This is a genomic window from Tenacibaculum sp. MAR_2009_124, from assembly GCF_900105455.1.
Lineage (GTDB): Bacteria > Bacteroidota > Bacteroidia > Flavobacteriales > Flavobacteriaceae > Polaribacter.
In genome coordinates this window covers 17,048-39,552 of sequence record NZ_FNSF01000006.1, presented here as the reverse complement: position 1 = coordinate 39,552, position 22,505 = coordinate 17,048, and the positions used below count along the sequence as shown (strand labels likewise).

Annotated in this window: 30 protein-coding genes; 6 read left to right on the top strand and 24 right to left on the bottom strand. The window is 27.2% G+C overall.

Annotated elements, in window-relative coordinates:
* Positions 1-3: 3 nt before the first annotated feature.
* From BLW23_RS16625 to BLW23_RS16585, 9 genes are read right to left on the bottom strand one after another with little or no spacing between them, the layout of a single operon-like run.
* Positions 4-624 carry a hypothetical protein gene (locus BLW23_RS16625; RefSeq protein WP_093671976.1) on the bottom strand — a complete coding sequence of 207 codons (621 nt, stop codon included), beginning with the start codon at positions 622-624 and terminating at the stop codon, positions 4-6.
* A gap of 6 nt (positions 625-630) precedes the next feature.
* Positions 631-1,548: a type IV secretion system protein gene (locus BLW23_RS16620; protein ID WP_093671974.1), complete on the bottom strand. Its 918-nt coding sequence runs from the start codon at positions 1,546-1,548 to the stop codon at positions 631-633.
* Between the two features lie 3 nt (positions 1,549-1,551).
* Positions 1,552-2,193, bottom strand: coding sequence for a hypothetical protein (locus BLW23_RS16615; RefSeq protein WP_093671972.1), 642 nt, complete (start codon positions 2,191-2,193; stop codon positions 1,552-1,554).
* A gap of 31 nt (positions 2,194-2,224) precedes the next feature.
* The gene (locus BLW23_RS16610) at positions 2,225-4,756 is read right to left on the bottom strand and encodes a TraG family conjugative transposon ATPase (protein ID WP_093671970.1); all 2,532 of its coding nucleotides are present in this window, start codon (positions 4,754-4,756) and stop codon (positions 2,225-2,227) included.
* Positions 4,741-5,061 (bottom strand): DUF4133 domain-containing protein, encoded by a 321-nt coding sequence (locus tag BLW23_RS16605; RefSeq protein WP_093671968.1) that lies wholly within the window; start codon positions 5,059-5,061, stop codon positions 4,741-4,743. The genes BLW23_RS16610 and BLW23_RS16605 overlap by 16 nt, the downstream gene beginning before the upstream one ends.
* An 11-nt stretch (positions 5,062-5,072) precedes the next feature.
* The gene (locus tag BLW23_RS16600; protein WP_093671966.1) at positions 5,073-5,429 is read right to left on the bottom strand and encodes a hypothetical protein; all 357 of its coding nucleotides are present in this window, start codon (positions 5,427-5,429) and stop codon (positions 5,073-5,075) included.
* Positions 5,365-5,724: a hypothetical protein gene (locus BLW23_RS16595; protein WP_093671964.1), complete on the bottom strand. Its 360-nt coding sequence runs from the start codon at positions 5,722-5,724 to the stop codon at positions 5,365-5,367. Before BLW23_RS16595 ends, BLW23_RS16600 begins: the two co-directional genes overlap by 65 nt.
* A gap of 6 nt (positions 5,725-5,730) precedes the next feature.
* The gene (locus tag BLW23_RS16590; RefSeq protein WP_093671962.1) at positions 5,731-6,162 is read right to left on the bottom strand and encodes a hypothetical protein; all 432 of its coding nucleotides are present in this window, start codon (positions 6,160-6,162) and stop codon (positions 5,731-5,733) included.
* A gap of 8 nt (positions 6,163-6,170) precedes the next feature.
* A complete protein-coding gene (locus tag BLW23_RS16585) occupies positions 6,171-6,857 on the bottom strand; it encodes a ParA family protein (RefSeq protein ID WP_176829859.1) in 687 nt (228 codons plus the stop codon).
* Between the two features lie 845 nt (positions 6,858-7,702).
* Here BLW23_RS16585 and BLW23_RS16580 point away from each other — a divergent pair.
* From BLW23_RS16580 to BLW23_RS16570, 3 genes are all read left to right on the top strand, one after another.
* Complete coding sequence (locus BLW23_RS16580) at positions 7,703-8,101, top strand: plasmid mobilization relaxosome protein MobC (RefSeq protein WP_093671958.1); 399 nt, start codon at positions 7,703-7,705, stop codon at positions 8,099-8,101.
* Positions 8,079-10,361: a relaxase/mobilization nuclease domain-containing protein gene (locus BLW23_RS16575; RefSeq protein ID WP_093671956.1), complete on the top strand. Its 2,283-nt coding sequence runs from the start codon at positions 8,079-8,081 to the stop codon at positions 10,359-10,361. The genes BLW23_RS16580 and BLW23_RS16575 overlap by 23 nt, the downstream gene beginning before the upstream one ends.
* A gap of 246 nt (positions 10,362-10,607) precedes the next feature.
* Positions 10,608-11,378, top strand: a complete 771-nt coding sequence (locus BLW23_RS16570; protein ID WP_093671954.1) for an N-6 DNA methylase — start codon at positions 10,608-10,610, stop codon at positions 11,376-11,378.
* Positions 11,379-11,595: 217 nt separating this feature from the next.
* On the opposite strand, the gene BLW23_RS16565 is transcribed toward BLW23_RS16570, so the two are convergent.
* The 4 genes from BLW23_RS16565 to BLW23_RS16555 form a co-directional block, all read right to left on the bottom strand.
* Positions 11,596-12,093 carry a DUF6169 family protein gene (locus BLW23_RS16565; protein WP_093671952.1) on the bottom strand — a complete coding sequence of 166 codons (498 nt, stop codon included), beginning with the start codon at positions 12,091-12,093 and terminating at the stop codon, positions 11,596-11,598.
* Between the two features lie 599 nt (positions 12,094-12,692).
* Entirely contained in the window at positions 12,693-13,565 is an 873-nt protein-coding gene (locus BLW23_RS16560) for a GIY-YIG nuclease family protein (RefSeq protein WP_093671950.1), read from the bottom strand.
* Positions 13,566-13,605: 40 nt separating this feature from the next.
* On the bottom strand, positions 13,606-13,782 hold the full coding sequence (locus BLW23_RS23310; RefSeq protein WP_176829858.1) for a hypothetical protein: 177 nt from the start codon (positions 13,780-13,782) through the stop codon (positions 13,606-13,608).
* A 36-nt stretch (positions 13,783-13,818) separates the two neighbouring features.
* A complete protein-coding gene (locus BLW23_RS16555; protein WP_093671948.1) occupies positions 13,819-14,460 on the bottom strand; it encodes a hypothetical protein in 642 nt (213 codons plus the stop codon).
* 304 nt (positions 14,461-14,764) lie between these two features.
* Between BLW23_RS16555 and BLW23_RS16550 the strand changes: the two genes are divergently transcribed.
* Positions 14,765-15,199 carry a DUF7659 family protein gene (locus BLW23_RS16550; protein WP_093671946.1) on the top strand — a complete coding sequence of 145 codons (435 nt, stop codon included), beginning with the start codon at positions 14,765-14,767 and terminating at the stop codon, positions 15,197-15,199.
* Positions 15,200-15,272: 73 nt separating this feature from the next.
* Positions 15,273-15,680, top strand: coding sequence for a hypothetical protein (locus BLW23_RS16545; RefSeq protein ID WP_093671944.1), 408 nt, complete (start codon positions 15,273-15,275; stop codon positions 15,678-15,680).
* 53 nt (positions 15,681-15,733) lie between these two features.
* Here BLW23_RS16545 and gwsS read toward each other — a convergent pair whose 3' ends face one another.
* The 11 genes from gwsS to BLW23_RS16490 form a co-directional block, all read right to left on the bottom strand.
* Positions 15,734-16,777: a grasp-with-spasm system SPASM domain peptide maturase gene (gene gwsS / locus BLW23_RS16540; RefSeq protein ID WP_093671942.1), complete on the bottom strand. Its 1,044-nt coding sequence runs from the start codon at positions 16,775-16,777 to the stop codon at positions 15,734-15,736.
* A gap of 148 nt (positions 16,778-16,925) precedes the next feature.
* On the bottom strand, positions 16,926-17,867 hold the full coding sequence (gene gwsG / locus BLW23_RS16535) for a grasp-with-spasm system ATP-grasp peptide maturase (RefSeq protein WP_093671940.1): 942 nt from the start codon (positions 17,865-17,867) through the stop codon (positions 16,926-16,928).
* Between the two features lie 9 nt (positions 17,868-17,876).
* Positions 17,877-18,254 carry a hypothetical protein gene (locus tag BLW23_RS16530; RefSeq protein WP_093671938.1) on the bottom strand — a complete coding sequence of 126 codons (378 nt, stop codon included), beginning with the start codon at positions 18,252-18,254 and terminating at the stop codon, positions 17,877-17,879.
* Between the two features lie 62 nt (positions 18,255-18,316).
* Complete coding sequence (locus BLW23_RS16525) at positions 18,317-18,556, bottom strand: hypothetical protein (protein ID WP_093671936.1); 240 nt, start codon at positions 18,554-18,556, stop codon at positions 18,317-18,319.
* 45 nt (positions 18,557-18,601) lie between these two features.
* A complete protein-coding gene (locus tag BLW23_RS16520) occupies positions 18,602-18,769 on the bottom strand; it encodes a DUF1737 domain-containing protein (RefSeq protein ID WP_093671935.1) in 168 nt (55 codons plus the stop codon).
* A 21-nt stretch (positions 18,770-18,790) separates the two neighbouring features.
* The gene (locus tag BLW23_RS16515; RefSeq protein WP_093671933.1) at positions 18,791-19,141 is read right to left on the bottom strand and encodes a DUF2158 domain-containing protein; all 351 of its coding nucleotides are present in this window, start codon (positions 19,139-19,141) and stop codon (positions 18,791-18,793) included.
* A 90-nt stretch (positions 19,142-19,231) separates the two neighbouring features.
* Positions 19,232-19,519, bottom strand: coding sequence for a hypothetical protein (locus tag BLW23_RS16510; RefSeq protein WP_093671931.1), 288 nt, complete (start codon positions 19,517-19,519; stop codon positions 19,232-19,234).
* A gap of 73 nt (positions 19,520-19,592) precedes the next feature.
* Positions 19,593-19,820 (bottom strand): hypothetical protein, encoded by a 228-nt coding sequence (locus BLW23_RS16505; RefSeq protein WP_093671929.1) that lies wholly within the window; start codon positions 19,818-19,820, stop codon positions 19,593-19,595.
* Between the two features lie 119 nt (positions 19,821-19,939).
* A complete protein-coding gene (locus tag BLW23_RS16500; protein ID WP_093671927.1) occupies positions 19,940-20,155 on the bottom strand; it encodes a hypothetical protein in 216 nt (71 codons plus the stop codon).
* 48 nt (positions 20,156-20,203) lie between these two features.
* The gene (locus BLW23_RS16495; RefSeq protein ID WP_143032207.1) at positions 20,204-21,151 is read right to left on the bottom strand and encodes a hypothetical protein; all 948 of its coding nucleotides are present in this window, start codon (positions 21,149-21,151) and stop codon (positions 20,204-20,206) included.
* A gap of 154 nt (positions 21,152-21,305) precedes the next feature.
* The gene (locus BLW23_RS16490; RefSeq protein WP_093671923.1) at positions 21,306-21,710 is read right to left on the bottom strand and encodes a helix-turn-helix domain-containing protein; all 405 of its coding nucleotides are present in this window, start codon (positions 21,708-21,710) and stop codon (positions 21,306-21,308) included.
* A 168-nt stretch (positions 21,711-21,878) separates the two neighbouring features.
* On the opposite strand from BLW23_RS16490, the gene BLW23_RS16485 reads away from it, so the two are divergent.
* Positions 21,879-22,502, top strand: coding sequence for a GLPGLI family protein (locus BLW23_RS16485; RefSeq protein ID WP_093671921.1), 624 nt, complete (start codon positions 21,879-21,881; stop codon positions 22,500-22,502).
* Positions 22,503-22,505: the final 3 nt, after the last annotated feature.

Sequence of the window (22,505 nt, the reverse complement as noted above, 5' to 3'; positions counted from 1 at the left end):
TTACTAATTTTTACTTATGTCGTCATTATTAACTATCGACCAATCAATAATTTTCATTCCGTTTAGGTTATTCGGACTTACGGCCGTTTCTTCTATATAGCCTTTAGTAATAAGTTTCCTATAAGTGATATCTCTCTTATAAAAAATCTTTTGCTTTCCATGAAACATAAACTTATAGGGATATTTGCTATAGTCAATGTTCATGCTATCCATTTCAACTTCAATGCGATATCTGCTCATTACTACACTTTCGAAATAATTATCATTGAGTAAATCGTTATAAACTTTTGTACCCGATCTGTCGATCATATATAGAGCCTTTTCTTCTATATTTCGTTTTATATACTCCCAATCTGGTTCGATTGAAAAAAATAACTGATGAAAAAGACTAATATGCCCTTCGGTAAGAATATCCACGGCCTTTCTAAAATCTTTCACCCTTATTGTTGCGACTTTTTGACCTCCATCAATTAAGTAAAATGAATTTTTTACACTTTCATTTGTTTTATAGACATAATGCATCGCAGCTATAGCGATCAACAAAACGCTTGTAATAGAAAAGAATATTATTTTCCTACTTTTTTTCTCAGACTTAGATATATCATTAAATATTTTGTATTCCATAATTAATTATTGAAAAATTGTTCTTACAGCCTTAGAAGCTCCTCCTGTTTTTGCATCCATAGCCGCTTGAACAGCTTTTTTACCTTTTTGTTTCGGTTTATCCTTTAATTGGCTAGCACCTACATTCATACCTTGTACAACAAAGTTTGCCAAAGTCGGTGCTTTTAAATAAATAAAAGCATTCATAAAGATCAGTAAAGTCCCAGTCAGTACCATTCCTGTGTCAATATTTTCCGGGTGTAATAATCTAGATATAACATTATCCATAACCCCTAACATAAAGTTATCAATCAAGTAAAGGATTGGTATCCATAGACACACTGACATAAATTTCTGAAGCCAAGATTTCCACATACCTGATAATGCAGGTATAAAAGATAAACCTATGTTCAAAGGGCCAAAAACAATTAAAACAAACAAATAAATTACAGACATTGCTTTAACTCCTATAAAAATAATAGTACTGATTCCGGCACCTAAATACACCAAAATTGTTACTATTTGAGTCATGATTACTCCCTCCAAAGCTGATGGGTTAAAAAGTAAACTAGGACCGACCCCTATACCACTAGCTTCTATATTATAATTCTGAGCTACTGATATTTTATTAAATATGGTATCCCAAGTAATGTCATTATGTTGAAGTGAAGAACCTATATTATTATAGAATTGGAATATTGCTCCAACAAACTCCTTGTACATAAATAATAATGCAGCCAAAGGAACCCATTTAAGAGCCTTAAAAACATTTGTCCTATCTTCACTAATGAATAATTGCAATGCAATAATTGCAATACCTATATGCGCAAATATTTGGCCCATTTCAACGAATACATTTACATTAGCAAACGCATCGCTGATATATCTATTAAAAAGAGAATTAACCATTTCTCTCATCCCTGGATTTTCAGTAACTAATACCATAGCTTAGCTCTTTGAAAGGTTAATCAACGAGTTTTTGCTTTTTCTACTATGGTTAATAGATCTTAATTCACTTGTATTTTGATTAAAGGCATCAAGAAGACTTTCAAGTTTTATATTTATTTGATCTATTCTTTTTAATCTTTCCTCTGGGTTTATTATAGATTTCGTTTGAAGAATTTTTCTTGATTCTTTGAATAATGAATTTGCTTTTCTTAGTGTTCTGGCACAAAAAGTTATAAAACTCTCTATTTCTTTTCTTTCAAGAAATTCCAACTCTTCAATAATTCTTTTGGAAGAATTAAATGTTCTAATAATTTTATCCTTTAACACAATTGCGTCTTGAATTTCTCTAGAACTAAAAACGTAATCTGGAGTAGTTTTTTTTGCAGTAAGCTCTTCGTCAAGTATATCCTTTGAGTCTTTGGATATGTTATTTTGTTTTTCTAATAAAGTAATGATATCTGCTAACTTTTTAATGATTACTTCATTTTGAGCTGTCATTTTAGAAAGTTTAGCATTTGTAGTAAGAACCGAGCCCTTTAAAGTTGTTAAAGCAGTATGAGTACCTACATCTATTGTTGCTACTTGTGTATATCCACTAATTGTGGATAAAATAAATAGAAATATTATTAAATAGTATTTCATGGTTGAGAGATTTGAGAATTAGAATATTATATTATTTACCCGCATAGGTCTTAGCAGTTATCTCCCAATTCCTATGCTTATCAAATATCGTATTTATTTTTTTAACCTCATTAGGTTTTGTTTCATAAATACATTTTTCTTCAAGAGAAGTCTCTATTCCATAGACTTTTATATTGCTCTTCCAAGCAATGGCTACTTCTCTTAATTTTCGGTCTTCAGGAAGATCTTTATTTATACTTAGTATAGATTTCCTTTGTTTGTCGGTTAACCCCATCATTTGTTGAATTGGATCAAAGTTTTGCTCAAGGTCATTCATATCCAAAAAAACTTTAATATGAGAATTAACTACAATAGCATTTTTAATTACTTCTGAAGCTAAAAAATCATCAACTTTTTGAGAAATAAACATTGGTTGTCCACCATATTTACGTGCAAGTCTTGATTGAGCATTAAAATAATCTTCCAATTCAGGTCTAACTAAAACTTTCCAAGCTTCGTCGAGGTTTAAAATTTTATTGATGTGTCTTTTTTCTTTATCCAGTAATTTTTTATTAAATATCTCCATTATCATTAATGAAAATATAGGAAATAGAAGTTCATTATCTATAATTCCAGTTAATTTAAAATAAATAAGTCTCTCACTACTTAGCCTACCTATTCTGTCATCGTCTTTATTTAGTAAATCCTCTCTTACCCCTCCTTTATAGTACTTTTCCAGAAGAAAGAAAAAAGTATTTATATCAAACACCTTCTCTATTTTTTTATCCCGTATGGTCTTCTCTAAGTTGTTTTTCAAATATTCGTAATATGTATTAAATGAAAAATCATTTATATCATTCTCCCACATATACTGGTAATACCCTACAATGCTGTTTTCCAATACCGTTTTTCTCACCTCATGATCAACACTAACAACCTTTTGATCGACTCCTCCCGATATAACTAACAATAAAGTTACCAATGAGACAATCTTCTCTTCTGATAATTTCTTTCCTTTTTCTTTTGAATTAACATAATCGTATTTATCTAATTTAAAAGGAGCAAAAGTATATGGTTTCTCATCATTGTTTTCCAATATAATACCACCATAGAATTTAACTAATTTCTCATATGAATCACCATCTTCCATTATAATTATATGGGCACCAGTTCTTAGTTCTGAAGCAAAATAATGATTTGCTATATAGGACTTACCTCCACCGGACCCGGAAGCTACTAATGTTCCTCTGTTAAATATCCAACCCAATTCCTCAGGCTTTTTATACCAACTTACTGATAGTGGTCTACCATTAATTCTATCCACTAATCTTACGCCATCTATGGCCCAACCTGGTTCTGAATATTCACCTTCATAATAGCTTAGATAACTTGCCATATCACTTGGCATGGGCATATACATGTCTGAGGAAATTCCAATTGCATTTCCGGGAACGCCAGCAAAAAACAAATTTTTTCGATCTAAAGTGTTTTCAATAGGTTTTAATTTAATATTATTAAAAGCGCTTTTTATCTTTTGACACATGGTATTAAATTCGACTTTATTATCAGTAAAACCAACCACATTTAAATGGTAAAAGACTAGATCTTTATGAGTTTCAATTATTTCTTTATTAAACTCATAGATTTGATTTGCATAAATGACATTATTATCATCAATACTATCACCACCATATTTCTTGAAGTTTTTAGCTTTGTTTCTTAATCCTTTTATAACTTTTTCTGGTTCTGGAATATATGTATATTCGTTAATAATATGTTCAAAAGGTATTTTAAAGCCAATAGAAAATAAATTTCCTATTGGAAAAGGATTTGATTCCGAACTAAATTTTCTATAGTAGTTATAAGGATGAATGTCTTCGTTTGTAAACTGATCTAAATTTTCTATAGTATAAAATTGAGCTCTTTTATTCCCAACATGTATTGTATTATCATCAAAAGATATATCGGTAGCTTTATCTATGTCATTGCTAAGAGTGTAATATTTTTTAAACAAACCGTTGTTATTATTAAAAAGTTCTTTCTCGGTCAAAATATTAGCACTTATGATTTCACATTCATTAATTAAATTACAAACATTACTTACCTTAGCATGAAATGAATCGATTAAGCCCGAATTCATATAATCTTCATGCACACTATAATCAAAAAAACTATCCAATTTTTTTTTTAAATATCGATTAACCTTGTTTGCACTTGATTTAAAGTAATTATTAGGAACAATAGATATATACCAATATGTATATAATCTAAAACATTCTCTACCTGTAAAATGATTCTCACTAGCAACTTGTAGAGGATCTCCTTCTAGGTTTTCTATTATAGGCGTATATTTTTCCTTTAGAAAATAATTTTGTCTATGGATTAATGTATTTGGACCTAATGTGTCGATTATAGTCATGTTAAGACGATTTAATCTATCATAGTCGTCTTGATCTAATGTGAATACATCTGGAAGTTTAATTTCTATAGGAATAGTTATACAACCTTTCTCTTTTGAAATTAGGGAATTGTTTTCATAACCGTAAATAGGAAAACTTTCCATTAGCGTTATTTCTTTTTCCATAATAATAGGTTTGAGAATTTTTGATCTAATTTTATTGAACTAGGCATTTTTCGATCAGCCATTTTTTTTATAAACCCATTTTCGCCATAAGTTTTTGAATAAAAGAAAAATATGCTAAATGAAACTATAATAAGTATGATCATTAAACTACCGGCTAAATAAGTGCTTACTACAATAGATAATAAAACCCCTATAAGTACTATAGAAAAACCAACGCCAATAAAGTAATTAATGTATTTTGCTTTTAAATTGTAAAAAAGAACTTCCTTTTGGAGTCCTTTTTTAATTTTCACTGAACCGTCCATGAGTCATTTTTTTAACTTCTCAAAGACTCTCCTACCTGAAGTAAAATCAAGAAGATAGCTATGCCTAATACGATTTTACCTATTTTTTCCGATAAATCTTGATTGTTATTTCTTAAATAAAGAAATCCTAGTCCGGTGATTCCCAATGCTACAAAAGCAATGATTTTTACTATTTTTATAAAATCATCTGCAATAGACCCTGATGTGTCTACGAAATTTGTTACTTCATTTGCAAGTTGATCAAGTTGTGCATATCCTATTAAGTTTCCTACGAAGAATAGAAAAATAAAAATGACAATATGATTAGGTATCCAAATTGTCTTCTTTTGGAGCTTTTGGCTCGTTTCTGATAATCTTAAAATTTTCATTACTTGGTTGAGATTTAGAATTATTATTTTCTTGTTCATCAACCTTAAAAGCATTTAAGAGTTCGCTATTAGAAACGTCATCTTCCATTTCTTGAAACAATTTATCGAAACTTGTAGATTCTTCTTTTAAACTTTCTTTTGTTGATGAATTATTTACAAATTTATCATTTATTTGCATATTTTCAACATTTTTTTTGTTTTTTTTACGAACCACTTTCCAAATGAAATAGTAATAAAGTAATGAAAGCCCAACAGCGCATGTAATATATATGTCTAAGGAATTAAATTTATCCATAATCGTTTATTCTAATTCATCTATCAAGTTTTGAGCATCCTCAAGAGCAAATTTCTCTACAAGTTTTCTTATTACATCATTTCTATTAAGTTTAGCCTTATTCTTGTAGTTATAAATAAAGACAAGCTCTTCTACTTTATCACTACAATCTCCACTTAATGAAAAATTAAATACGACTTTCTTATCATTATAAAACTCACTTCCAATCATTTTTTTAAAGGACTTAAGTTTTTTAGAATCATTAGTCTCTTCTTTGGCCTCCTTTTCAATGGTTCTCTTTTTTACTCCTTGCTTTTTTAAAGCATCACCCTCTTCTATTTCCCTATCAACTTTTGTAGTTTCGTCATTTCCTTTTAGATCACTGAGAGTTTTATTTACAATATTCTCTGGAACTTTTTTTATACCTAAAGGTATTCTTGAACTTGATTTCTTTGGCATTATTTCTTTTATTTTGTTATTTCCATTACTTCTCTAAAAAAGGCTTTTACATCCTCTGGATGATTTTCTTTAACATCTGGTATAGGACATAATGTGTCTCTGTATTTTTCAGTATAAACTGTTTTACGCAAAACTCTACTTTTTAACATTTTTACACCGGCTTGTTCAAGCATCTCTTGATCTTCTTCAAATTTCTTTTTCTTTACTCTTTCATATTGATTAAAGAAAACATGAATACTTTCTAAATTACTGCTATCATTATTTATATAGTGATTCATTAAATTTTCGTAAAAGCTGTATGTACTTTCAATTTCAAATTCATCTGACGTAAAAGGTATAAATATGTGATGCAAATAAAAAAGAGCTGTAGCGGATTCTTTATTAATAGTTCCTGGGAAGTCTATTATTATATAATCTACTTTTCCATAATATTCGTTAATATCTTCAAAAATAGTTTTAAAATTCGTCCTTACTATAGGATAAGCCTCATCCGAATTAATTTCATCTCCCCAACCATCTATATCTTTAAGTCTTTTTGTGTGCAGCGAATACTGGGGATTATCAGTATCAAATAAAACAAGTGATTTTTTGTGTTTATAATAAAGGTTTGTTGCTAATAAAATATTTAGAGTCGATTTACCAACCCCTCCCTTACTCGATACAGCAGAGATTATTTTAGTGTTTTTTTCTTTCATGATTGTATAAATATTTATTGAGATAAACAAATATATATTTATATATCCAAACATACAAATGTATGTGTAGTTATTTGTGTATACATATATATGTTTATTTACACACATACATAAACATATAAATGTGTAAATGTAGATATAAACATCTGTTTATATGATTGTTTATTTAAATAGATATATAAACGCATGTATATATGTCTAAATGTTGATGTGTACAAATATGCAATTGTTGAGTTAGTTAATTGATTAAATGTATATTTATATATATGCCTACTTGTTTAAGTGGTGATATAGGCATATGTTTTGATATTTATTTGTTTGAACAACTATGCTAACAAATGTTTATTTATACTTGTAAACATCTATACTTTAGTTTATTTAAACATATATACATGTGTTTGTATGGTTAAATGATTATATATGCAATTTTTTATCTTAACGATATAGCTTAATTGTTTATATAGCAAACTATACATTTTTATATCCACAATTGTTGATGTGTTCAAATGTTTATCTAAACATAGAATAAGGATATAAATTATAAACCTATAAAATAGGGGGGAGTAAAAAATCAATTTTTAATTTAAAAATTATCAGAAGCTTTCAATTAATTTACTATCACTAACGAAAATTTCAAAAACTTTGGGATGAAGCCAAATGATAATAGGTCTAATGAGTTTTTAAAAGATCTTATTTTACTTTACACTTGACTTAATTAATATAAAACAGTAAATTTGTTAACATAGTTAACAGCAAGTTATGTTTTAAGGGTCTTAAAACTGCTACTTATAATAAATTATAAGTGGAAAAAACGCCTAAGTTGTTTTTTTAAATCATTGGTAAATATGGCTAGACCAAGCAAGAATCCAGAAGAAAAGAGAACCATCGAATACAAGATTCGATTTAATGAAGAAGAGAATAAACTACTTAATAATTTATTAGATGCTTATTTCATCGATAAAGAAAAAAAAGGAACTATAAGACCATTTATTAGGCAATTTTTAATACAATCGTCTAAAGGAAGTAACATTTATGATCAGAATATGATTTCTAAACTTGTTTACGAAATCAATAAAATCGGAGTAAATGTAAATCAAGTTGTAAGACTAATGAATCAGAAAAACATAAATAAAAATAATGTTAATTTGGAACATGATCTTAAAGAACTCAATAGAATAATGCACAATATGTACTTGAGAGTGAATGAAATTATAGCGGATAATGATAGCCAAAATACTATATAGAGATAATACAAAAGCCGTTTTAGAATATATAACTAAGAAAGATAACGCCGAAATATTAGGGTATCAAAATATGTATTCTAAAGCTAAAACTAATCAATTATTTTTTGAAAATACACTTAATTTTTTAAACAATAGAAGTGACAAGAATAACAAAGTTGTACACATAAGTCTTAATCTATCATTAAATGACACCATAACTAATAATGAGTTTTTTGATTTAACTAATGATTTTATGAGTAATTTTGGGTATGGTAATCAGCCATACGTTGTCGTAAAACATAATGATACTGATCATAACCATGTTCATATATTAACCTCTAGAGTACGGGAAAACTCAACATTAATTACTGATAAATTCGACTATAATAGAGCCAAAGCGATTTCAAGAGAGTTAGAAATTAAGTATAACTTAGATAAAGTTACTTCAGAAAAATCAATTAACAAGTTAGAAGTTTTTAGAAATGATAATATAATTGAAACTATAAAAACGGATCAGGGAGCAAGAAATTATATAAGAGAAGTAATTAATTTATTGAGACAGAAGAATAAATTTAAGAGCCTTAATGAACTTAAATCTGAGTTAAAAAAATATGACATTAAAGCTGTTATTTCAGAATCGAAAAACGGTATTCTTTTTGGTTTAGAAACTAACAACAACTTTAAAACACCTGTTATCCCTGGATCTAAAATACATGTTAATTTAAGTTTACCTAAACTGGAGAAGGAATTTGATAAAAACAAAAACAATAAATCTTTAAAATCCATCAAACAGAGAATTATAAAACAATTTGATACACTTTTGGATTTATATGAATCAATAAATATAGAAGACTATTCCAAATTGAATCTTATTCATAATAACACGATAATTGAATTAATTAAGAATAAAAAGAACGTTAACCAAGGATATAAAATTTATGATAAATCGAAATATATATTTAAAGCTTCAGAACTAGGTAAAAAATATACATTGAACTCTCTAGAGAATAGAGTAGGAAAGGAGGTTAAAACGTCTATTAACTTCAATTCGAAGTCCTTTGATAATTTAGTTTATAGCATTATTAACGAAGCGTTTAAAAGACGTTATTTTAAATACATTAAAAAAGAATCTTTGTATTCAGAAATAATTAACACCACGAACTTAAAAGACTTGATAGGAGATATCAATAACAATGAAAAGTTTAAAACAGTTAGATCATTTATGAGTAATAAGGATCGTCAACAATTCGACAAGAAATTAAAATTCATCTTTTTAAATGAAAGGGAGAAGCTTTTAAACAGGGTTGAGAAATCTGAACACAGTCAATTAAAAGATAAACATCAATTGTTGAACGCTATATCCGATCACATACAATTTGATTCAGATCTAACTCAATATCATTTAATACAAAGCTTAGGTTTGAAAAAAAGTGGATCCGTTATTTCTTTTATAAACAGTGACAAGTATGAGGAAAAGACTAAACAGAATTTTGAAAAGATACCTGATAACCTAAACAAATTTTATTCTCCTGGTTTAGCTGATCAAAATTACAGAATGCTTGAATATTTATTTTTGAATAAAGAAAAAAACACAAAACTTATAAATGATTCCTCTTTTTTTCTACCAATGATATATCCAGAATTGTATAATAGAATAGAAAGAACTGATAAGTTAAAATATGAAAAATTGGTATTGACTAAATTCTTTGAAAAAGTACATAGGTCACAAATACAGTATGAGAAAAATCAGTATAATTTTATTCAGAATTTGAATCATAAAGGTATCTTCTTGTCTAAAGAGAGAGATAAAATATTCGCTAAATCTATCTTCACAGATAATGAAACAAAAACTCTATTAAGTCATAACCATTATGAATATCTAAACTCTACTAATCAATTAGATTTTCTTTTGTATAAACAACAGGATATATTATCAAAATTTGATTCTTACCCTAAAGAAGAAAAGTTTAACTATCTATGGTTATCTAATCTAATTGATAAAAAAATATACGACAAAGCAGCTTTCATGATTGTATATAAAAAAATGGATCCTATTATACCTAATCATATATATCAAGATCACTTAAAAAACGGGTTACAGGACCAAATAATGACTTATAGAAACAGAAAATTAACTCAAGAAAAAATCAATGCACGTAATCAAATTTTATACTCATTGAAATCTCTATTAAATTCAAATAAGAATACAAGTAATGAAGCTTATAATGGTTTTAAAGATGAACTTACTGATTATTCAAAATATAGGAATTTAGAATTATAGACTTTATTTGTAATACCTTTTATTTCTTGTATTAGGTATCGAACCTAATACAAGAAAAAGAATACCTCAATCAACATTAGCACAAAGTAAAACTCGTAAAATATTTACTTTCAAATTTTATTGCTTATAAAATGAGATTAACCCTCTTCACAAGTTCAGGGGGCCCATCTAATTTTACAATTAAAAATTTGAGCAAAATTTTATCTTCCGTTTAGTGGCGGTGCAAATTAATTAACTCCATTTATTATGAGTACGAAATATGCACCATCAGAATTAAAAGAATTTATCAAAATCTATGACAAGCTCTCATATAAGCATAATCATTACAAAGTATTCGAAGATTATTTAGATTTATTTATAAACAGTTTTTCATTCGATCATAAAATTGATTTAGAAAATATAAGAGAACGATATAACGAAGAAGAACGTATAATCTTCGGAGAACTCATTCAACAGAGCCTTTTGATTCTTCAGAAGAAACTAAAATTCGAAGATTGCTATGATTTGTTTGGAACTTTCTACGAACTAAAAAGTTTACATAATAAGTATTTTGGACAGTTTTTTACTCCAATGCCAGTTTGCCGCCTAATGAGCACAATAGCGTCAATAGATAAGGACACAAAAAACTTTCATGATCCTTGTTCGGGATCCGCTAGGCTATCTTTAGCGGCAAATTCTGATAGTTTGGGGATGTTTCATGTTTTAATTGATAAAGATTATACCTGTGCTAAGATGAGTGCTTTAAATCTTCTATTACATGGAATTCAAGGAGTGGTTATATGTGATAATGCTTTATGTCCTGGAACATCCTTTCAAGGAGCTTTTTTAGTAAACAAATATCTCTATATCGAAAAAATACCTAGAATAGAATTTACTGAAAATGTCAACTTTGCTTATAATTATTTAAGACTAAGGCTAGGAGGGAAGGCAAAACAAGTTACCGAAGGACCAATTGATAACTCAGATATTAAAGATTTAATAGTAAATTCTAAAACTGGTCAAATAAGCCTTTTTTAAAAAAGGCTTATCAGGTGTTTTTTTACAAAGATCAAAACTTCCTTATCTAACCTAAATACTTAATTATGAAATGGCAGAATATAAATATATATAGAGAGTTTGATCTTAAAATTTATAATATAAATTCAACCTTTTATTTTCATATATCTAAAAGGTTAAAAAAGTCATTCAACACTGAGGAAACAAAACTATAGCCAATTGAAAAGAATAAATAAGACTACTTTTCTTCATTTATAACCTCTTTTATCTCATTAAATGCAGTAAGAATATATTTGATATTTGGATTATTATTATGATACAATAATGATGTATAAATAACTGAAGTTGTTTCATCAAATTCTAATACATTATCTATTTTAGTTATAATTTGTTTACGCTTGCTATTTTCATACCAACGATTAAAAGCATTATACCTTTTTGTTTCTTTACCATTATCTTCTGAGCATATATAAATAAGAGCATTTTCTATAGTTTTAAAGAAATTGCTGATTATTAAATCAATAGTTAAAGAAACTTTAAAGTCTAAAGGTTCTACTACATCTGTTACCTTATCAATAATAATTTGATACATATTTTCGAATTCCATACCTGATGATGAAATAGAATTTAATGTACTATCCTCAATAAAAGCAACTTTATAGACTATGTCGTTTTTAGTTGTGAATTGATAAGTTTTCGAAGTATTGTCAAATAAGTAGTTATATGGGGTTTGCAAATTTAATACCTTTATTTTCGATGGTTTTAAAATCTGTGTCTCCCTTAATATATGAACGAACAGCTTGTTTGTCAGATACCATTTTGGTAATTGACTTAAAAATAAAATCTTTATTTATTCTGTTTTTATTCATAACTACTAAAAAAAGTATATCCTTTAATTAATTATAGGTGTTCTAAAAGTTAGGGTTCCTTTACTTATAGAAAACGTTACAAAGATAATGTTTTTTATTTAATTCCGTATAAATTATAGAAAAGCTAAAACAGCCTTGATACTTTCTTTTATTAAAAGAAACAAAAACAGTATCAAAAAAGGTATCTAACCTTTTATCGTCTATTCTTTCGTCTGAAGACAAAGAATGAAATAATAAGAACGCACTTCGTGCTAATACACTAATTAAATAAAGGTTTTCCAGTTCCTTAAAAACTAGAAAATCATATACAGAAAAAAGTTTTATAGAGGTATAAAAAAGACTTTACTTAAAGATGGTTGTTTAAATTTTTTATTACAACCAATCAGGCTAGTAATCTTAGTTTTATATTAGCCTTTTAATAAAACACCTTTAACGAAATGAGACCAGCAAAGATTGGAGGTAAGATTTAATAACCCCTCTTGCTTTCTTCCTTGTAAAATTTAATATTCTGGATAGTACTATCGATAAACTCAATAATATTGTCGTTCAATATTTCTAATTTTTTACAAACATTATATCTAAGAAAACTTACGCCTCTTAAATCCCATTTCCCTTCATCAGGCTTATCATTATGAGGCTTAAACAAACGATTATCAACAGGAGCTTCAACCGATAAAAAGTCCTTTTTTTCATCTAGTTTATACTTAATACATAAATCTTTATAATGAGCTATAGAATAACCTAAAAAGTAATGATTTGATATATAAACCTCATTATTAATCATTATGATATAAAACCTTGAATAATTTTTAAAAAGTTTATCTATATAATACTCATCTCCTGTATCGTAATACATTGAAACCTCTATACCTGAAAGATTCTTCTTATCATTTAAAACAATATAATTATGGCTTCTCGTACCGATTTTAACTCCATAAGGAAGCCAAGAATCATAAACTTTATCAATATCATAAATATGATTAATAGTTTTACTATTTCTTTTTATCCGTTTATTGCTTAAGATAACTTCTTTATCAAAATCGTATTCTTTCCATTTAATTTTAATATCAAAAGAAAACTCACTCTTATTATTCATATGAATATTATAGACAGGCTTTAGTCTATTAATTAAATATCTCTCCTTTATTTTCATATCATCCACTGAGGTTGCCTCATGGTACAATATTTCAACGGTTTCTTCTACGCATTTTCTTGTGAGGTTTCCATTCTCTGACCTAAAGTGATTGGTTTCTATTCTTATTTTTAAATTAATTGAACTACCAATATACAAAGGCTTCCCTTTTTTATCTAGGAACATATATACACAAAAAATTTCCATAATATTTTAATTTTTAAAAATTTGGTTTTAATCTAATAATTTAACCGATAAAGGTGTTGATACTGGTTGTTTTATGATATTTTCTTGACATTATTTGCTGTTCTTTTTTAGCATTTTCAAGACTATCAAATACAATTGCGTCGCTTATGTTTTTTGAGAAAGGTGTTTTTTTGTTCGCTGTATAGTAGGTGTTTTCGGCAGTGAGAAGGACAAACATTTATACTTTTTATTAAGCTTTTAAAATAACGATTTTTTAATTTCTGTACTTTTTTTGGAACTCTAGTTTTTTTATTCTTGACCTTATAGCTCCAATTTTTCTATCAAATATAATTGATAATTCCCTTGTTTTTTTTCCTTCAAAAAAAAGTTTTTCTAATTTTTTATCCTCTTCAGAAGTCCAAGGTTTATAAGCATTCTTATATTCTGTTTTCCTCTGTTTCGTAGTATATGTTTTGTTGTCATTTTTAGATTCATCACTTTTATTTGGTTCGAGCCCATTATCTTTGAACTTACTATCATTGTGGAGTTTGCCGTGACAACTATTATGAACGACTACTGTTCTTATAGAGCAAGAAATAAAGAAATCTGGAGTTTCATTAAAGCAAATTTTACAATTAGGCATATTTTTACCAATTAAAATATTTTCTCCTCTTTGGCAAATATGGTCGTAATCTATATGATGTAGACATATTTTACCATCTAATTCATGACCGCATATAGGACAAATTTTAGTTTGGGAAATTATTTTAAAGTTTTTAAAAAACGGATTTTTATTTATTCTGTGTGCAAATAATCTCCAATCAAGACTATAGTTATATTTAATTCCCTCTTCTGTTTTTAAGTTTTTAGCAGAATAATATTCAATTAAATCGCTTTTTTCAACTCTATTTATCATAACATTTTATCAAGGATTCTATGTAATATGTTTAAATATATGTGTTTTATTTAGCATCAAAAAAGGTATCGAACCTTTTTTTTTCTAATCTTTCGTCTGAAGACAAAGAATCAAATAATAGGAACGCACTTCGTGCTATTCTACTAATCAATATTTACACAAAGAACAGCACGTTCGATTTACTTCGAAAAGACTACGGCATACGCTCCTATGTCGCTTATTTATTCCGTTTCCTTTCCTCGATAATCTCATCTTAAGCTGAAAGGTGTGCAAATATTAATTATTAATCTAAAAATTTATCATTATGGATTTAGCATCTATATCTTATCAAGATTTTAAAGAAATTTCAAGCAAAAGATTTGAAGAAGTACCAGTACACTATTTCTTTAGTAAAGAACAAAAAGAAGAAGTCTATAAAAAATTAGGAGTTACAGATAAAACCGCAAAAGACAAACTATTTCTTGCCTTAGATGGTGTTGTCTTAAAATCAGAAGCTCACAAGCTAAAATCATATTTCGAATGGTACAATCGATCAATAGAAGTTTTACATAAAAGAGAAAACTTTTTATATCAGATGTTTTATTATGAATTCGGTAACCATGAAGCACATATAAATTATACCTACGAAGATGTATTTAAAGATTTTGCAATTGATACTGACGATTCTTTAGTGGTAAAGGCTTATAAAAAAGCTCAAAAAGATCATTGGAAATATGTAAATGATAATGATTGTTTTTAATTAAGAAATTATTTTAAACTATTAACAAGCTTGTTATCTTTTTTAATGAGCTTGTTACCTAAACAATATATTTATGGGATGGACATCTTATACATACACGGAATCTACACACAAGACGTTTAATGCTAATAATGCATATACATTTTGTATCAATCAATACAATAAAGAAAACTATAACCTTATAAAATTCTATTTTCAAAAAGCCTCTTTTGAGGAAGATAATCATGTTGTTTATCTTGTGATGAAACATAAAGAAGGATATAACTTTATTATGCTCGTTTTAATTTCAATTTATAATAAAGAAATTTTTTATAAAGAAGTAACTGCATCAATGGGACCTTTAGAAGATAGATGTCCTGTCAGTTTTCTGTCGATGGTTCCTATGTCAAAAACAGGTAGCCTTGAGTATGACTGGTTCATTAAAGTGCTGAAAAATAAAATTAAATATAAAAACCAAATTAAACAGGTGCATAGATACTAACTACGCAAATAGGTTTTTCTATTCAATCTATAAATGGAAAAACCTATTTTATATTAATTCTGAAACCAAGTATTATTATATGGATTGTAACCACATTTTAGAGGCTTTGATTTAATATTTGATGACTCACTTAAATATGCTCTACAGTCGGTACAGACATGCCTAAATTCGCAATCTTTGCAGACTTCAATTGAATCCTTATTTATTAAACCAACACTTTTGAAGCTATTTTTACTTAAAATGGTTTCTTTTATTTTCTTAGTGTTTATTGTTTTAATATTCCCAAAATCATTTTTAAACGCCGGACAATTCTTAATATTACCTTTCCTGTCAATAGCTAACTTTTTATATAGACAAGAATTATAATTTAGTGATTCAAGAAATTTCTCTTTATTAACGTTAAAGTCTTTTTTATTGACACTCCCACAAAAAGAAAAATCGTCAATATTTTTTCTTCTATAACTAACAGAAAATAAATTTATATTAAAGTCAATATTCCATTCATCAGGAGAATTATAAAAAGTAATAGAGCTTAATTTAGTATTTTGGTTTCTTATTCTTTTCAGTGCTTCAGAATCAATGTTTTTATTGTATGGAATCACAAGTTCTAAAGATCTTAAAGTAGTGTTGTTCAAAATAGATGTTATTTTTAATAATTGATCTTCATCTATTTTAAAATAACAAAGTATAACAATAGATTCACAAAGTGTTGAGTTTATTATATCTTTTGTTTTCTGAATTTTTTCTAATGAAAAACTTTCCTTCTCCAAAATTATATTTGTTACATCACAATGTGATTTATATGCAGTGTCTAATTTTGGAAACAAAGAAAAATCGTCAATATCACAAAAAAAACCATACTCTTTTGACTCTAAAAACTCAAGAGTCTTATCAATCTCAAAAATATCTTCTTGAGAATATTCTTTCTTTAATTCTGTAATTGGTAATTTGGCGTTTAACCCCTCAATTATATCACAAAACTGATTCGAAATAATAAATAAATCATTTCTCTGAAGATCATTTATAGTAGCTCTATTTGCTCCTTTTACTAAAATACAATTTGAAAATAGTTGGAAATAATTTTTTTCAGATCTCATAACTTTATTATTGGTTTATGATGTTTCATTAATTTTACCTGGTCCGATTTGTATTTTTGAACCGATATTATTTTTTGTACTTGATTCTCATCAATAGATTTTTCGACGTACTCAATGTATTCAAATACAATAGGTAGATTTTTCATAGTTATTGAATTAAATATTCCGCTATCTTTTCTTCTAAATGATAATTACATGGGTAAGAAACCATACCAAATTGGCCTCCAGGGTTTATTTCAAGAAAATAATATTTGTTTTCTGAAGAAACCATCATATCAATTGAACCACAGTTTCTACCTATTTTTTGCATTAACAAATGTAATTTTCGTTCTATTTCTGAAGGTAGCTTATAAGGAACGGTTCTATTAGGAACCTTATCATTATATTTTCGAAAATCGACTTGAGTTTGTTTGTCCTCTTGAGAGAAGATAGCCATTGAATAAAAATCTCCATCTAAATAAAAAATCCTTAACTCATACTTTTTTATAATCATTTCTTGAAATAAAGACGGGAAAAAAGACTGCTCATTAATTTTTGTCACTTCTTTTGTATACATCATTCCATTCTTATCATCTAATAGTATGTGAGGATCTCCTCCAAGAGCTTTAGTTATTAAACGTTTATTACTCGCTATTTTTTGGAATTCACCTCTGTTCGATAAAATAAATGAATCCGGAACATCAAGACCAACACTTTTTGCAATTTCACATGTTATGAGTTTGTTTATTCTCCCATTATGTAACGAGTTTAAGTGTTTCTTTTGATGCAGCTGATAATAAAAATACTCTCTTAGTGTTTCAGATTCTATATCCAAAAAGTCTAAAATACCTTTTGCAGTATTTCCTTCTTTTTTCATTAAAGAAAAGTTTAAGAAATCGTTTGAAATAAACCCACGACGATACCAAATTGTTTTAACCTCGGATAAATAGAAACTGGTATTGTTGACATTAAACTTTATTTCATTTATTAGAAATTCTAAGTGAACCTTATCTTCTCTATTAATTCTTGTCCATTTAGCTTTCTTAGCAACTAACCAAGCTATAACATCTGAAGTAGAAGAATCTGAACTATTTGAAATTACAAGTATCATTACATTATTCTATTTTAATTGGTTAATTACAGTTTTTACTACTTCATATCCAATCGAAGAAAAACCACAAGCTAAATCTGGATAATTTTTTATTTCAGATATTTTGATATTCATAGTTTGATAATCGGTATCATCACAAATAATTTTATCTAAGGACTTATCTTTTAACTTTTGTATTTCTATATCTCCATTAGTAAAGGTTTTCATCTTTATGCTGTTTTTAAAATATAGATATAGATTATCATTTTCTAAATATAAACTCGTATCAATATTATTAGCTAAATTTTCCGCTTCTTCTTCTGTATCATATTCTCCTAAGTTCACCCAAACCATCCAATTATGTTGAGCTTGATAAAGTTCTCGTGCTATATACTTCTTTTTTTCCATCGTTATTTTATACTTTTTAATTCTATTTTTAAAGAACTGGTAAACCTTTTCTCTTTGAGTGTTTATATTGTCTGTTTACCCCAATAGAGTTCTAAAACACGATTATATTCTATCAAAACATCAATTCTTTTAAATAAAGAATTTTTAGTTTTCTTACTGATCTTTTTATCTTTTTCAAAATACGTTATATCGACTAAATTTATTTCTATCATAGATTCAACTTTATGCAGATGTCTATCAATATCAAAAGCTGTCATTTTTTTTACTTTTTCAATTAAGAATTTGTTTGATGAATTAAACATTTTTTTTACGATTTTTGGTCGCTTTTAACTGATCGGTTTATTGAACTATTCTTTTAACATTGGTTGTAATAATTCATACCCTTCTAAACTAATAGTTTTAGGTACTATAACACTTGAAAATCCTCCTAATGGCTTCCATCCTTTATTAATATAATTAGACACCTCCATTTCTAAATGTTGTACATCTCTTCCCTTTAATATTTTATATTCCATTTTATTATTTATCTTATCGTTTTATTGAACTTTAATTAGTTCTGATTCCTCAAAATTTTCAATAGCATAATTATCATTATACCATTTCTTGTTTTCATTATACCAGGTACACTTGTATAAAAATTTAACTAATTTTTTATCTACCTCTATTTCTGTAATGGTATCTTTAATAGTCATGTTAGGGCTTCCTGACTTTAACATAACTATATCTCCAATATTAAATAAGCGTTTGTTTTTATTCTCTTTAAGAATTTTTATTTCTTCTTTAGAATACTCAACATAAATATTACCAAAAGAAGAAGTAATACCATATAGAATAAGTCCAAAAACTATTGCTATTAATATATTTTTTACAAGCATTAAATTTTTCATAATCTTATCGTTGTTTAGTGATCGGTTAATTATATTTTGGTTAGTTGGCCAAGTTCCATGAAATGGACCAGGCTAACGATCTCTTTTTAGTTAAGAATGGTATTTTATCTTAAAATAATCTTTCATATAATCCTCGAAATTTATTATACAATCTTGAACTAATTTCGTTAGTTCAGATCTATCTACTGTGCTATAATCTAAATGGCCTAATTTCATTTCTAACATTCCGACTAATTCATGAGGTCTATATGTGAGAACTTTCTTAATAAAAAAATCTCTAAATTTTTCATCTTGCATATTCCACATTATTTCAAAAAAGAAGAATGAAAAGTTATTAACTGACAAACCTTTTGGTATTACTTTCTTTTTTAAGATCATAAATATTGTTGTGTTTTAGTGATTGGTTAAATATTCTTTAATATTATTTTGTTTTAGTAGTGGTGGGATAACTTCAGTTCTTTTTAGATGATTTATCTCTGTTTTTGTTCATCTTATTACACTTTTCTACGAAATCAATTAAAGATTCATGTTGTCTGATATAATCAAATTGTAAAGACAAGTCTGATTTTAATTGAGGACTTTTTCCAAAATAACCTTCAGTCCTCATACTTCTTAAAAAAAGAGAAACGACATGACTCGCTTCCATAAACTCCTTAAAGCTTGGCTTAAATCTTTCCATATTTTAAAATGTTTTTTATTGTTCCAAAAGAAAACGCTAATGAAACATATACGAAGTAAAAATGCTAGATAACCCCTTACCTAGCATTTTTTTAAAATCCCTTAAATGAAATAAAAACTTTAGTGAGAAACCGTAATAGTTCCGAAACCACCGATATCTCCTGAGTGAACATCTCTACAATCCGTGTCACCTCCTCCACTTGAACCTGTAGAAGATTTACGTATAACACTCGATTCTATAGCGTGTCTACCTCCAGCGACATTTTTCATCGCTTCTTTTGAAATTGTTTTGCTTTCTCCAGCAAATTGATCAATTGAATTTAAAACTTTCTTCATAATACATGATATTTAATGGTTAATAATAAAATTACTTTTCTGTGAGATTTATTTAGAATAATATTTTGATCGTATAAGCTTATCTCTCCATATATCATACTCTACCGAGCGAAGACCTAAGCCTAATAATTTTCTATTTCTGTTATATCTTGAAAAATCCTTCTCTTCAAGTTGAGCAATATTATAACTGCCATAAATTTGCTCTTTTTCATTATATAGTTGATATTGATCTACCATATTAGCATATAAATAAGGAGAACACTTCTTCTCTAAAATGAATTTTCTAATTTTAGGTAAAAAATACTTCAACCTAATACTATCTTGAGTATGCAATAGTAAAAGTTCCGTATCTATAAATTTATTGTCAACAAAGTAGTTTCCTACAACCTCCTGAGAAGGATATATTTCTTTTTCAAACAAATCAATTAAAACCTTTTCATGTTTAATATCAATTTGTTTTCTCTTTTCTAATCTATCATCTCCATAATACTCAACCCTATAATACTGATCTTTTTCTACCATCAGTATTATACTATCCCTTAATTCTAAATCTAGAGATTTTAAGTATTCAGACCTTAATTCTTTATAGATAACCGGGGTAATACCAGATTTTTGATAATATGGAAATAATAGAGTATCACTTTTTATGTTAGGCTCTATAATACCGTATTTAGCAATAAGTAATTCAAAGTCTTTACGAGTTATTTGTTTTCCCAGATAATGCTTAGTTAGCATATATACTCTATACTCAGAATTTCTAAAACTATTTTTTAAGCCTCCATTATTCAATAAGAAATTCAACTTATTAAATGAAGCCCTATATGACTGATTCATAAACAAACTATCTGCTATAGAAACCTCATTATAATATGCAGCTCCATTTAAAGTAGTATACGAGGTTTTTGAAGTAATAGCAGTTTTTTCAACACTCGAACATCCAATGCTCATTGCAAAGAAAAAACTCATTATAGTTAAATAAAAATGTTTGTACGTCATTTTGTAAATTATTATTTAAATGGTAAATAATTTCTTGTACAAACCTAATAGATAAAAAACTAAAAAACAAATTTATTTATAAATAAATCAATAATGCGTAAATAATTCACAAAAAAATAAATTATTTTGAAAACTAAAAAAAACGAAATTTCCTTTATATTTTCTTTTTAAATACCTCTAAAGCAAGCATTATATTATCCTCCATTTCCTTATATTGATTCTGAACTTCTGTCCTATATACCAGGTTTTCTCCTCCAATGTTTTTCTTGTCAATAAAATCGTTATTAGGAGCTAATATCCACATAGGATTATACCCTAAATAATAATAGAAGATAATCAATTTTATTGTATTAACAGAGATAGGACCACGCTCAACATTCCCCATTGTGGAATAGTCTACTCCAAGCGCATTGGCTATATTTGTTCTAGAAAATTTACTGTGCTTTTTTGTCTCTACAGTATCATCATTTTCTTCTAGTTCTTTTCTTATCTTTTTTAACCGCTCTCCTATATAGTAAAAATCCTTAGCCTTATTCTTTAATATCTGATCTATTTCCATTTTTGCCTTATAATCTGTTTATCAAAAATACAGATAACTCACACGCAAAAAAAATGCGTAAAAATATCTTTTACACAAAATTAGTAAATAATTAGCAAATAACTAAATGAATGTTAAATATATTTATAACTTTGAATCGAAACATAATATTCTAAACTCATAATTATCATGAAACTAAAGACATTTACTATCGCATTAATCGGATTCTCATTTCTATCTAATAGCTTAAATGCTCAAAAAAATATAGCAGAAAATAATAGTTTAAAAAATGTGAAAATCACCTTTAAAATATTGGATCCTAAACATAATAATAAATTTAGCTATCAAGAGAGCCAAGATATCTATAATGACCCTAATCAAATAGATACTTTCGAAAAAGATATTATTACAACGCTCAACAATCTCGAATTTGAACTAAACTTTAACCAAATTTCAAGTAATTATAGAATTAAGGTTACCAATGAAATGAATCTTGATCTAATCAATATAATATTAAACAAAGCTAGATTTAATTCTAATAATGAGGCTTGGACGCTACTAAATGAAACAAAGAAGGTTGGGGAATTTACATGTAAAAAAGCTATAAAAACAATTAAAAATAAAAAGATTATAGCATGGTACTCTAATGAACTAAAACGTCCATTAGGTCCTTTTAACTATGGAAACTTACCAGGTGTAATATTAGAACTAAATGATAGTAATTATATATATACGGCTGTTAAAATAGACTTAAATGTAAAACAACAATTAGACTATCATTTTTCTAAGAATCAATTATTAGCTGTTAATTAATCT